Origin of the sequence: Devosia sp., from assembly GCF_025809055.1 — a bacterium.
Lineage (GTDB): Bacteria > Pseudomonadota > Alphaproteobacteria > Rhizobiales > Devosiaceae > Devosia.
Map to the genome: position 1 here is coordinate 115,307 of NZ_CP075529.1, position 13,097 is coordinate 128,403.

10 protein-coding genes are annotated in these 13,097 nt (G+C 64.0%); 3 read left to right on the forward strand and 7 right to left on the reverse strand.

Translation table 11 applies throughout. The features are described 5' to 3' along the window. Positions 1-131 precede the first annotated feature (131 nt). From KIT02_RS00555 to KIT02_RS00580, 6 genes are all read right to left on the reverse strand, one after another. Positions 132-1,397 (reverse strand): AGE family epimerase/isomerase, encoded by a 1,266-nt coding sequence (locus KIT02_RS00555; RefSeq protein WP_297580870.1) that lies wholly within the window; start codon positions 1,395-1,397, stop codon positions 132-134. A 322-nt stretch (positions 1,398-1,719) separates the two neighbouring features. Continuing rightward, positions 1,720-2,670: a class 1 fructose-bisphosphatase gene (locus KIT02_RS00560; RefSeq protein ID WP_297580872.1), complete on the reverse strand. Its 951-nt coding sequence runs from the start codon at positions 2,668-2,670 to the stop codon at positions 1,720-1,722. 78 nt (positions 2,671-2,748) lie between these two features. Next, positions 2,749-7,410, reverse strand: a complete 4,662-nt coding sequence (locus KIT02_RS00565; RefSeq protein ID WP_297580876.1) for an NAD-glutamate dehydrogenase — start codon at positions 7,408-7,410, stop codon at positions 2,749-2,751. Positions 7,411-7,830: 420 nt separating this feature from the next. After that, positions 7,831-8,109: a hypothetical protein gene (locus tag KIT02_RS00570; RefSeq protein ID WP_297580879.1), complete on the reverse strand. Its 279-nt coding sequence runs from the start codon at positions 8,107-8,109 to the stop codon at positions 7,831-7,833. An 85-nt stretch (positions 8,110-8,194) separates the two neighbouring features. Next, positions 8,195-8,734, reverse strand: a complete 540-nt coding sequence (locus KIT02_RS00575; RefSeq protein ID WP_297580882.1) for a flavin reductase family protein — start codon at positions 8,732-8,734, stop codon at positions 8,195-8,197. A 122-nt stretch (positions 8,735-8,856) separates the two neighbouring features. Then, on the reverse strand, positions 8,857-9,459 hold the full coding sequence (locus KIT02_RS00580) for a superoxide dismutase (RefSeq protein WP_297580885.1): 603 nt from the start codon (positions 9,457-9,459) through the stop codon (positions 8,857-8,859). A 150-nt stretch (positions 9,460-9,609) separates the two neighbouring features. Here KIT02_RS00580 and KIT02_RS00585 point away from each other — a divergent pair, with 150 nt between their 5' ends. From KIT02_RS00585 to KIT02_RS00595, 3 genes are all read left to right on the forward strand, one after another. Continuing rightward, positions 9,610-10,215 (forward strand): metalloregulator ArsR/SmtB family transcription factor, encoded by a 606-nt coding sequence (locus KIT02_RS00585; protein WP_297580891.1) that lies wholly within the window; start codon positions 9,610-9,612, stop codon positions 10,213-10,215. Beyond that, positions 10,205-10,696 carry a group III truncated hemoglobin gene (locus KIT02_RS00590; RefSeq protein ID WP_297580893.1) on the forward strand — a complete coding sequence of 164 codons (492 nt, stop codon included), beginning with the start codon at positions 10,205-10,207 and terminating at the stop codon, positions 10,694-10,696. Before KIT02_RS00585 ends, KIT02_RS00590 begins: the two co-directional genes overlap by 11 nt. 108 nt (positions 10,697-10,804) lie before the next feature. After that, positions 10,805-12,418: a diguanylate cyclase gene (locus KIT02_RS00595; protein WP_297580895.1), complete on the forward strand. Its 1,614-nt coding sequence runs from the start codon at positions 10,805-10,807 to the stop codon at positions 12,416-12,418. Between the two features lies 1 nt (position 12,419). On the opposite strand, the gene KIT02_RS00600 is transcribed toward KIT02_RS00595, so the two are convergent. Continuing rightward, positions 12,420-13,064, reverse strand: a complete 645-nt coding sequence (locus KIT02_RS00600; protein WP_297580897.1) for a DUF6498-containing protein — start codon at positions 13,062-13,064, stop codon at positions 12,420-12,422. Between the last annotated feature and the right edge of the window lie 33 nt (positions 13,065-13,097).

The following is a 13,097-nucleotide window of genomic DNA, read 5'->3' on the forward strand; positions in this document are numbered from 1 at the left end:
TGGGGGTGATGTACGCTGCGAACAACGCCCTGACAACCGGCCTTGGGAGCAGGCTTTGCTGTCAAAGGCGGCGGAGAGGCAAACTCTGTTCCGCTCCGCCCGCTCGCTTGGTCGACCCCTTATTGCCGCACTCAGTGCGTCGGGCCGTGGTCCGCCTCGATAATGGCCTTGGTCAGGCTGCCGGTGGCCGGGTAGAGCGGAATGAGGCAGGCCTGCAGGGCGTGATAGATGTCCGGCTTGCCGGAGAAGAGCCGCGAAGTCGGGGTCAGGTCTTCGGTCAGTTCGCTGAGCCAGCCACCGCGGGCATGGTCGATCACATGGTTCTCGGCGAAGTCCCAGAGTGTCCGATACCAGTGCTGGAAATAGGGATTGTTGTCGTGAAAGCCGATGAACGCCGCGGCGCCGATGGCTTCGGCGACCGGCCACCACAGCTTTTCGCGCATGATCGGCTGGTTGTTCCAGTCCAGCGTGTAGAAGAACCCGCCATGCGCCTTGTCCCAGCCCAGGTCGATGGCGTTGCGGAAGAGGCCCCGCGCCGACTCGGTCATCCAGGCATGTTCCTTGCGGCTTAGCACGAAAAGCTGGAAGAGCAGGCGCGACCATTCGAGAGCATGGCCTGGCGTCGTGCCCGAGGGGCGGAACATTTCGGAGCCGAGATAATCCTTGTCGAGGCTCCAGTCTTCGTGGAAATGCTCAGCCACGCGATAGTCGAGACGCGCCGCATTGCGGTTGATGATCAGGTCGGCAATCCGTGAGGCCTTCTTGAGATAGGCCGACTTGCCCGTCGCCTCATAGGCGGCCATCAGCGCCTCGGTGAGGTGCATGTTCGAGTTCTGGCCGCGATAGGTGCTGATTTCGCCCCAGGAATTGGAGAATTCCTCGCGCACCGCGCCCACCTTGTCATCCCAGAAGCGGGTTTCGATGACCTCGGTCACGTCGGCGATCACCTGATCGGCCAGCGGGTGCCCGACCAGCTTGGCGCTCGATCCGGCGAGCAGCACGAAGGCATGACCATAGGCCTGCTTGCTGTCGTCCTGATAGCCGTGGTCGTCGAGCGACCACACATAGCCGCCATTGCGGGCGTCGCGATGCTTCTCCCAGAGATAGCGCATGCCGTGGTCGATGATTTCGTTGGACCCCGGTCGCCCGAGCAGGCTGCCGACCACGGCGCAATGGATCATCCGCGTCGTCACGTGGATCTGGCGGATGGCATTGTCGGGCGAGAGGGGCGCGCCCTCATCGCTGAGTTCGAAAAAGCCACCCTTGGGATTGATCGACGCGCCTTCGAAAAAGTCGAAAAGCTGATTGGCCTGCCGCATCAGATATTGCCGGTGGAACGGCCGGGATTGCCACGTGCCGGCATTGGTGGAGGGCAGGGTGAATTTCGCGTCGCTCATATTGGCTCCCATCCGGACCAAACCGTCCGATCCGGCAAGCCTTCTACCCAAACCCCCGCAACGTTGCAATTTCCGAACCGTCCCGTAGGGCAAATCTCTCCGGTGGAGAGATTTGAGGTGAGGAAGCCATGAGACTTCGACCCGTGCCGAAGGCAAAATCGTCCCGGTGGGACGATTTTAGGCGAGAAGGCCACGAGAGCTACGCTCAAGTGGCAGCTCGAATGGCCCAAAACCGTTCCCCGCACGCACCAGCCAAGCCACCCCACAACGTCATTCCCGCGAAAGCGGGAACCTCTGGTTTTCCCGCCCGGCAGACGAACCTCTACCCCGCCTTCCGATACCAGGCCTCAACCCGCGCGACCTCTTCGGCCGACCCCAGGATCACCGGCACCCGCTGGTGGATATCCACCGGCATCACGTCGAGAATGCGCTCCCGGCCGGTGGTCGACTTGCCCCCGGCGCCCTCGACCAGCCAGGCCATTGGATTGGCCTCGTAGAGCAGGCGCAGGCGTCCGCCCTTGGACACGGTCTCGCTGTCGAGCGGATAGAGAAAGATCCCGCCGCGCATGAGTATGCGATGGATGTCGGCCACCATGGAGCCGACCCACCGCATATTGTAGCGCTTGCCGGCGGCCCCGGTTTCCCCGGCCACGTTCTCGGTCACATAGCCCTTGGTCGCGCTATCCCAGAAGCGCTCGCGCGCGGTGTTGATGGCATATTCGCCGCTGGCTTCCGGCACGCTTGCCGCGCCGAGGATCAGCGTCCAGCCGCCATCCGAACCCAGTGTAAACACCGCCGTCTGCCCGACCAGGCGCAGCACCATGCTCGTTGCCGGGCCATAGGCGACATAGCCGGCACCCAGTTGCGCGCTGCCCTTCTGCAAGAGGCCGCCGTCAGCGGGCAGGATCGAAAAAATCGTGCCCACAGTGACATTTACATCAAGGTTTGAAGACCCATCGAGCGGGTCCGTGGCGACGATGAACTGGCCCTGACTCGATACTTCAACGGCTTCATCCAGCTCTTCGGAAATCAGAATCGACACATGGGGGTTCGGTCGTAAGTGATTCAAAACAATGTCGTTTGAGATCACGTCGAGGGCCTTCTGCGCCTCGCCCTGAACATTGGTGGCGCCGGCAAGGCCGGTCTGGCCGGCAATGGGCGCCTGTCGCAGAACGGCCGCGATTTCCGCCCCCGCATCGGCCATGGCGATAAACACGCTGGCCAGCGTTTCATCATCGGTCTGGTTCCGCAGCCAGTCGGCGAGAAGGGTCATGGGCAGGCTCCTTTGTCCCGCCCAGTGACCGCAATGTCGGCGCCGAGGCAAGGGCGACTTTCGGGTGAGCCTTCCGCCTCAGGCCTCCTGCGCCAGGTCGGCAAGGAGGCCAGCCGCGACCGCCAGCCGCGACAGGGTAATGCCCCCTTCGGTCAGGTCTTTGACGGCCTCCATCGTGCGTGCCATCTGCGTTGGCCTTGCGGCCGTGAGCGCTTCGATGGACCCGGCCGAAATGGCGTCGAGGGTCAGGTCGCGCAGCGCCCGCGACAGATTGGCCAGCGAGCGATCCAGCGCCATGCGGTCGAACCTGTCGGCAAGCACGATATCGCGGCCCGCCTCGATGACGGCAAACAGGTCGAAATATCCGGCCACGCCGAAATAGGCACGCGCCGCCCGCTCGATATCGACATCGGCGCGCTCGGCGACCAGCACGATATCGCTGGCATGGCTCAACTCCGGCAATTCGCCGATCTGCTGGGCCAGCGCAGCGGGAATGCCATGCGCCATCAACCCGCGCACCCGCACGTCCAGCGCCTCGCGCTGGGCCTGTGGCAGGAGGCCCTCGGTCTGGCGCAACTGCGCGACCCCCTGGCGATGGCGCTCGACCAGGTCCGGCAGGCCGCCGCTCAATACGGCATTACGCAGGAACCACAGGCATTCCTGCCGCAGCAGGGCCTCCACCTGCGCATAAAGCGCCAGTTGCACCCCGCCCGACACTTTTGTGTCGAGGCCGTCGATCTGGTCGTTGAGCGCCCGCAATCCATAGGCGTCGCGTACCGCGGCATAGGCCAGGGCCACTTCTCCGGCGCTGGCGCTGGTGGCGGCGGTCAATTCGGACACAAAGGCCGGCCCGCCGCGATTGATCATCGCATTGGCCAGGACGGTGGCGATCACCTCCCGGCGGAGCCGGTGCGCTTCAACCGCATCCGGATAGCTGCGATGCAGGGTCTCGGGGAAATAGCGGAACAGTTCCCCGGCAAGGTATGGGTCATCGATAGCCGAGCCGTCGAGCAGATCGTCGAAAAGGGTCAGTTTCGCATAGGCGAGTATGACGGCCAGCTCCGGCCGGCTCAGACCTTTCCCCTCGCTCGCTCGCGCATCGAGCGTCGCATCGCTGGGCAGGTATTCCACCGACCTGTCGAGCAGCCCGCGCTCCTCCAGTCCCTCCATCAGCACGCGATGATCCGGCAGTTCCGCCAGCCCCGCGCGCTCGGCCAGGGATATGGCCAGCGATTGCAGGTAGTTGTTCCGCAGGCAGAGTGCGGCGACCTCCTCGGTCATGCCGGCGAGGAACGTGTTCCGCTGCTCCAGCGGCAATTGTCCATTGGCCAGCAGCGGCGCCAGCGCGATCTTGATGTTGACCTCAAGGTCCGAGGAATTGACCCCGGCCGAATTGTCGATGGCATCGGTATTGATCCGCCCGCCCAATTGGGCAAAGGCGATGCGGCCGCGCTGCGTCACGCCCAGATTTGCCCCCTCGCCAACCACCTTGGCCCGGACCTGGTCGGCGGTGATGCGGATGCCGTCATTGGCGCGGTCGCCGACTGCGGCATCATCCTCGCTGGCCGCCTTGATATAGGTGCCGATGCCGCCGAACCACATGAGGTCCACCGGCGCTCTGAGGATAGCGCTCATCAATTGCGCCGGCGTCACGCTCTCCGCCTCGATGCCGAGCAATGACCTTATCTGTTCGGTGAGGGTGATGGATTTGAGCGCGCGCGAAAACACGCCGCCACCCGCCGAGATCAGCGTCTTGTCATAGTCCTGCCAGCTGGACCGGGGCAGAGCAAACAGCCGCTGCCGCTCGGCAAAGCTGGTCGCTGCATCCGGGGCGGGATCGATGAAAATGTCGCGGTGATCGAAGGCGGCGACGAGCCGCGTCTGGGCGCTCAGCAACATGCCGTTGCCGAAGACATCGCCGCTCATGTCGCCGACACCTGCCGCGGTGAATGGCTGGTTCTGGATATCCCGGTTGACCTCGCGGAAGTGCCGCTTGACCGCCTCCCAGGCCCCCCGCGCCGTGATGCCCATCTTCTTGTGGTCATATCCGGCCGAACCGCCCGATGCGAAAGCGTCACCCAGCCAGAAGCCGCGGCTGGTGGCGATGCCATTGGCCGTGTCCGAAAAACTGGCCGTGCCCTTGTCGGCAGCCACCACCAGATAGGGGTCGTCGCCATCGCGGCGCACCACGTTCTCGGGCGGCACAAGTGCCCCGTCCACGAGGTTGTCGGTGACATCGAGCAGCGCGCCGATGAAGATCTTGTAGCTTTCCGTACCCTCTGCCAGCCAGGCGTCGCGGGCCATGCCGGCGACAAGGCGCTTGGGCACGAAGCCGCCCTTGGCGCCCACCGGCACGATCACCGCATTCTTGACCTGCTGCGCCTTGACCAGGCCCAGGACCTCGGTGCGGAAATCCTCCGGCCGGTCCGACCAGCGGATGCCGCCGCGGGCGATGGCGCCAAAGCGCAGATGGACACCCTCGACGCGCGGCGAATAGACCGAGATTTCCCGATAGGGCCGGGGCGCGGCCATGCCGTCGACCTTGCTGCTGTCGAACTTGATCGCCAGGGCCGGCCGGCGCTCGCCATTCGGGCCCGTCTGGAACGCATTGGTTCGCACCGAAGCCTCGATCAGGTTCTGGAACCGCCGGATGATCGTGTCCTCGTCAAGCGACTGGATGGTTTCCAGTTGATCGGCAATCGCCTTGCGCGCCCGCTCGATCCGCGCCGGCCGATCGTCCACCTGCGGCTCGTGCAGCGCCTCGAACAGGGCGACGAGCCCCTCGGCGGCGGCCTTCTGGTTGACCAGGGTCTGGGCGATGTAGCGCTGCGAATGCGACGTGCCCACCTGGCGCAGGTAGCGCGACAGGGCGCGCAGCAGGGCCGACTGCGTCCAGTCGAGGCTGCCAAGCGTCACCAGCGCATTGATCTGGTCGCTTTCGGCGAGGCCTGACCAGACCGCGCTCAGCCCTTCTTCGATATCGCCAGCCCGCGCGGCAATCGCGATGTCGGCGGCATCGTCGAGATCGACGACCATGTCGTGGAGGTACCGTTCGACCCCGTCGCGCGGCACGATCGTATAGGTCTGCTCGTCGATGACCCGGAACCCGAAATGCTCGAGCATGGGCACGCGGTCTGACAGCGGGATCGCGGTGCCTTCATGATAGAAGCGCAGGCCCAGCCCATCATCGCGCTGGCGCAGCCGGATGGCTATGGCGTCCGCGCCAAGCTTGCGGAACACCGCAATGTCGGCCAGCGCGTCCTCGACACTGTTGCGATATTGATAGGCCGCCGAAAACACCTGCCGATAGTCGCTGATTTCGCCCGGATTGTCCGAAGCCGCGACCAGGCGGTCCGAGAAGTCACGGGTCAGCGCTTCAACTCCGGCTTCGAGTTCCCGCCGTTCCGGGCGCGGCGTGTCGCCGCCATTGCGCCCGATGATCACATGCAGCCGCACCAGTTCGCCTTCCGGAAAGTTCGGATAGAAGGCTGAAACGCGGCCATCGTAGATTTCCGCCAGGTAGCGGGTGATGCGGGCCCGCACGGCGCCGTCATAGCGATCGCGTGGCACGAATACGAGAATCGAAACAAAGTTGTCGAACCGGTCGATGCGCGGCAACACGCGCACGCGCGGCCGGTCATAGAGCGCGGCTATCGCCTCGGCGAATTCGGCCAGTTGCTCGGTGTCGATCTGGAACAGTTCGTCCCGCGGATAGGAATCGAGAGCGCCGAGCAGCGTGCGGCCGGCATGGCCGAGCGGATCGACGCCGGAGTGGCGCATCACCTCGGCGATCTTGCGCCGGATGATCGGCACGTCGGTATGGGGCGTTGCCAGCGCCTGCGCTGTATAGAGGCCGACAACGCGCAATTCGCCCTTGGCCTTGCCCGCTCCGTCGTAGAGCTTGACCCCCACATAGTCGAGATGCGCCCGCCGATGCACGCGCGAGCGGATATTGGCCTTGGTCACCAGGACAGGCTCGGGTCCGGTGACGAACGAGACCAGTTGCCTTGTGGTGTCCACATAGTCGGCGCCGCTGCGCAGCACCTTGACGGCTTCACCGCGCAGGATGCCGAGCCCGGTCCCGGCGACCGGCTTCAGCGTGTCGCCATCGAGCAGATATTCGCACATGCCCAGAAAGGTGAAATTGTGCTCGGTCAGCCATTCGAGGAAGCGGCGTGCCTCGTCGCGCTGGGCCGGTTTGGCGGGCTCAAGCCCGGCAATGGACTGGTTGATCCTCTCAAGCATGGGCTGCCAGTCGCGCACCGCCCGTGCCGCCTCGGCAAGGGTTGCCTCGAGCTCGCGCTGCAGCGTCTCGGTACCTGCCACGGGGTCGCTGTGGATATGCAGCACACTCACCCCGGCGCCGCTTTCGGACACCGCCCCGTTCTGCACCCGCACCACCGGGTGGGTGAACAGCCGCACCGTGCCGCCAAGGGCGCGCAGTGCCGCAAGGGCGCTGTCGACGATGAATGGCATGTCGGGGGAAATGATATCGAGGATCAGCGCGTCGCCGGGCCGGGCAGGGGGCGTCATGGCAATACGCGTGCCGTCCACCGGGGACCGCACCAGCAGTTGATGGCTTCGCGTCAGCGCCGCGAGAAGGCTCGCCGGGTCCTGTTGGGTCAGGTCATCGGGGTCGATGCCCTCTATCGCCGCAGTCAGAAAGCGCAGCAGGCCCGCGTCTTCGGCGGCAGCCGCCCGTGCCATGGCCTTCAGTTCCGCCTTGATCGCTTCCGTCATCCCGCCCTCCAGACTCGCCGGGTAAGTCTAGAGCGTTTTCAAGAAAAGTGGACACCACTTTTCTGGTTCGAAAACGCGACCAATCAAAGACTTAGAGCCTTTGTCGTTCTGGATCAGCCAGAACAAGAAAGGCTCTAGGACGTGGACTGGGCGGTGTCTCTACCTCGAAGGGCGGATCGGGGCGCGCTGGCGCAAGAAAAATTCCTGCCGCAGCATTCGACAGCAAAACGTTTCCTGCCGGGCGCTCAAGGCGAACGTTTACACCTTGTTAATCCCGACCTATCTTGTAGTGTATGCGGGTCGATGACGTGCGAGGCTTCCATGCCCAAAGTACAGCAACTGGCCTATTACGCGGCGCTGGCCGCCGCCCTGTTCATGGGCTTCCTCGTGACGCTTCCGCACGCGCTGCTGTTCTAGCGTCTAATGGATTGACGGCGGCGTGATGGGGCTGGCAGGCCCGTCACCGATCTTCGGTCCGGCCCAGAACACCACATAAAGCAGGTCATGCCCGCCCGCGTCGGTGATCTCGATGGATCGCGGCAGGTCCATATTCCCGCCTTCGCCGGCAACCTTGTCGATGATTGCCTTGCCCAGTTCGGCAGCCTTGCTCTCGGCCGCATCGAGATCGGCCAGTTCGCTGCCCGCCTCGTCGCGGACCAGCTTATCCTCAACCCGATAGTGAAAGTAATAGCGCGGCAAGGTCTTATCTCGTTGCGGGGTGCGCCGGCCGGTTATCCGTCCGGCGTCGAACGGAACGAGCCCAAGTCTGGCACCTCAGGTCGCGTTAGTCGATAGCCGAGAGTTCACGATAACCGCGCCGGTGCCAGATCAGCGGCGCGCGCTGGGCCTGGGTCTGTACATCGACGATGGCTCCGGCGAAAAGCACATGCGTGCCGGTTTCCATGGCGCCGATGACTTCGCAGTCAAACACCGAGACCGCACCCACAAGCAATGGCTGTCCCGATGGCCAGGCGTCCCAGGTGCCGACATCGAACCGCTCCTCGGTCGGGACTGATCCCGCAAAGGCGTCCGCCACTGCCGATTGGTCCGAAGCCAACAGGGCCACCGAGAACCCTTCCGTCCGGGCGATGATGTCGGCCAGCCGGCTGATGATGTCGATGGAGATCAGCAGGGCCGGCGGTTGCGCGGAGAGCGACATGACCGAAGTTGCCGTCCGCCCCACGCGCTCCGTGCCGCGCCGCGCGGAAACCACATGCACGCTGCTGGCCAGGCCCGACATGGCCGACCGAAATTCGGCATCGGTGACGCTTGGGCGCCGAAGCGGCTTCAGCGCCATGCTGTCGGGAAGGACAAAATCGGGCATGGGTATAGTCATCGCGGAAAGTCACGCTGCGTGCAATGTGGACACCAAACCCTGTTGGCGGTGCCCGGGTGAAAATGGTCATTCCCGCTCACGCGGGAATGCCTGTGGCTGTGTTGACGTTCCTACCCAAGGTTCGCTTCGGCGAACTCGTAATTGGCCAGTTTGTCGAGGAAATTGGTCACATAGTCCGGCCGCCGATTGCGGAAGTCCACATAGTAGGCGTGTTCCCACACGTCGAGCCCGAGCAGCGGCTTGCCCTCGCCGGTGGCCAGCGGGTTTGAGCCATTGGGGGTCTTGGCGGTCTTGAGCTTGCCGTCGGTTCCCAGCACCAGCCAGGCCCAGCCGGAACCGAATTGGGTGGTGGCCGCGGTCTTGAAGCTGTCCTTGAACGCCTCCACCGAGCCAAAGTCTTCGACGATCTTGGCTTCGAGACGTCCGGGGATCCGGCCCCCCGCGGGCGACAGGGCCTGCCAGAAGTGAATGTGGTTCCAGTGCTGGCCGGCATTGTTGAAGAGCGGCGCCTTGTCCGGCTGACCATTGGCGAGGGCGATGATCTCTTCGAGCGATTTGCCGGCAAGCGCGGGGTCTTTCTCCACGAAGCCGTTCAATGCGGTCACATAGGCCTGGTGGTGCTTGCCGTGGTGCAGCTCCAGCGTTTCCTGGCTCATGCCGTGTTCGGCCAGAGCGCTGGGGGCATAGGGGAGAGAGGGCAGGGAGAAGGCCATTTCATGCATCCTTTCGGGTCCGGCTGGACAGATGGTGACAACCGGTTTAATTTCCAAGCCATGGCTTTGAAAACCCTTTCCCCAGATATGTCAAGCTCTGCCTTGGAAAATGCGTCCTGGTCGCCGCGCAACCCTGCCGAGCGTATTCTGATGGCTCTGAAAATGTATGGCGGGCTATCGGCCGCCGCACTCGGAGAGCAGTTGGGCACCTCGAGCGAGGCGGCGCGGCAGCAGCTTGTGCGCCTGGCCGAAGAGGGGCATGTCGCGGCCGAAAGCATCTCGTCCGGGGTCGGGCGCCCCACCCAAGTCTGGGGTCTCACCCCTGCGGCCCAGTCCCGGTTTCCCGACACCCACGCCGCGCTGACCGTGCAATTGCTCGATATCCTGCGAGAACAATTGGGCGACACCGCGCTCGACGCCGTTATCGCGGCGCGCGAACAGGCCACCAGAACCGAATACGAGGCCGCTCTTGCCGATGCCGGCGATCTCAAGGACCGGGTGGATCGCCTCGTCGATTTGCGCAGCCGGGAAGGCTATATGGCGGCCTGGACGGAGCAGGAAGACGGCTCGTTCCTTTTGACCGAAAATCACTGTCCGATCTGCGCGGCCGCCACGGCCTGCCAGGGTTTCTGCCGGGCCGAACTCGATGTGTTCAAATCCGTGCTCGGGCCGGATGTCGAGGTTCACCGGCAGGATCATATCGTCAGCGGTGGCCGGCGCTGCAGCTATGTTATCAGGTCCGCCCATGTCCAATGATCCCCGCCTCGACCCCGCCAAGCGCCTCACCCGCATTGGCTGGAATGCGCCCGAGGGGCTCGATGACGCGCTGATCCGCGCCGTTGTCGACCACTTCTATGCCCGCGCCCGCGCCGATGACGTGATCGGACCGGTGTTCAACCGGGTAATCGCCGAGGACGAATGGCCCGCCCATCTCTCCCGCATCGCTGACTTCTGGAGTTCCATGCTGCTCGGCACAGGGCGCTACGATGGCCGGCCCATGCCCAAGCACCTGGCCATTCCCGAATTGTCCGATGCCCATTTCCTGCGCTGGCTGCGCCTGTTCCGGGAAACGGTGGATGAGTTGTGCCCGCCCGATATCGCGGCCATTTTCATTGAAAGGTCCGAGCGGGTCGGCAATTCCTTCCGCATGAACATTGCCATGCGCCGGGGCGACGACATCACCACGATGGGACCACTTGGGCGCGAGGCGCCCCCGGTCTGGAAACCGAAAGTCTGAGCCGATTTCTTGCGGTCTTTCTGGCCCCATTTTCAATATTTCGGGAAGATTTGTTGCTAAGGTGCCCTCGAAGTAGCGCATAAGCGTGCCTGTTGGGGGATTCGTGCCGTGCCGTTTTCACGGATCGAAACACATCAGGGGTTTGCCGAAGGCACCCATGCCCTGCGCGCCGGCGACCTGACCGAGGCGCTGGAGCAGTTCAAGCTCGTCTATTCGCAGTCCGAGGCCGATGGCGATGCGGACCTCATGGCCGCCAGCCTTTGCGAAATCGCCTGGACCTGTTTCAAGCTTGGCGACGCCGAGCAGGGCCTCGAATGCGCCATCGGAGCGAAGTGGCTGTGGCGCCGTCTCGATAACCCGCCTGAACTGGTGCGCAGCCTGGCCGTCGAAGCCGTGCTGTTTCTCGAATTGGGCTTCGTCGACGAAGCCTATGAATTGTCTTCCGAAGCGGTCGGCCTCGCCCGCTCGCTCGACGCGCCGTCCATGCTGGCCTTTGCCCTCTCGGCCCACGGCCTGGCCCTGTCCCTGTGCCGCGAGGCCCAACTTGCCAGTCAGGCCTTCTCAGAGGCCATCGCCATTGCCGACGGCTTGGGCAACGCCACCGGCTCGGCCTATTACCGCGTCAATCTCGGCTTTGCCCACGCCAAGCTCGCCGACGAAGCCAGGGATTTTGGCGATCTGGACGTGGCCCGCGCCGAACTCGAACAGGCCAGGGCGCTCACCTGCGAGGCTGTGGAGCGGGCGCTCGATGCCGCCGACTACTGGATATTGCGGGTTGCGCGCTGCAACGCCGCCGAATTTATGGCCGGGCTGGACGACATTACCTGTGCCTTGGAAATGCTGCAGCGCTGCGACGATATCCCGACCCAGGCCGGCCCGAGCCTGCAGTGCCACCAACTCTATACCACCGCCTATGTGCAATTGGCCCATGGGTCGCTGAGTGAAGCCCGTGAGGCCTGCGAGAAGGCGCTGAGCCTTGCCGATGCGCGCGGCCAGGTCGATCACCAGGTCAATTGCTCGGAAATCCTGAGCCGTATTCTCGAGGCGCAGGGGGAAACTGCGGCCGCCCTGGCCATGCACCGGCAATATCACCGGCACTATGTCGTCCAGTCCGGCGAGTCGGCCCGGCGCCGCGCCCGCATCGAGGAAATCCGGTCGGAAACCGACAGTCTGCGCGCTCGTGCGGCCGAGTTGGCCGATCTTGCCCTGTCCGATCCGCTGACCGGCATCGCCAACCGCCGCAGCTTCGATCAGATCCTCAATCGCCTGGCCGGAACACCCTTTGCGGTGGCCATCATGGATCTGGACAATTTCAAGCAGGTGAACGATCGGCACACCCACATCATCGGCGATGCGGTGCTGCAAAAAGTGGCCGGCATCATGCTCCGCCAGATCGGGCCGCACGGCCACGTCGCCCGGCTTGGCGGCGAGGAGTTCGCCCTGGTATTCCCCGATGCCCCGGCTGCCACGGCCATCGCCTTTTGCCAGGGGCTGCGCATCGCCATCGCCAATGCCGACTGGTCGGATATGGCCGACAACCTTGTGGTGACCGTCAGCATCGGCATTGCCGTGGGTGATGGCGCCCAGCCATCGGGCGAACTGATGCAGATCGCCGATCGCTGGCTCTACGAGGCCAAGTCCCAGGGTCGCAATCGCGTGCTGGCCGGCAAGTCTCCGGACTTGCTGTCCGCCCCCATCGCCGCTCAGGCGGCTGGAATCTAGCCTATTCGGACATTGTTGGGCGGGCGGCGGCCCTGATGGCAAAGTCCAGAACCCGCCCCCAACTCAATTCGATCGCCAGGCGCAATCCGATGAGCAGCAGCAGCCCGATCATGCCGCTGCCGGTCAGCATCACGCCCCAGCCCCCGAATATGATCACGAACTGCATGACGACGATCCGCACGTAAAGCGCCGCGACCGTCGGCACCAGCGATGCCTGCCGTCTGTCTTCCAGAAACACGGCGCCGCGATAGAGGAAGATCAGCAGGAGGATCGGCCAGAGATTTTCGCCGATCACCATGGTGCGGACAAATCCCTCGACCGACCAGATACGGTCGGACCAGCCATCGCCATAAAGGGCGCTCATCAGGAACAGGTGGACGCCCATGAACACGCTGGCATGGAGGGCTATAAACCCGGCGCTGATGCCGCTCTTGATTGGCATGCCGGTGCGCCGGTCGCGCACGACAGGCGCTTCGCCGATGTGAAACGCGATAGTCAGCACGGTCCAGAAGGCGATGACCAGGGTCTCGCACCAGTAAAAGACCATCAGCGTGAAGATGTCCCAACCGGCGAACAGCACGCCGAATAGGGGCAGGATGGCGCTGAGCACGGTCAGGACGAGCGTATTGTAGGGGCCGAAATGCATATCCCACTATGCCCCGGATTCGCGCGCCGCACC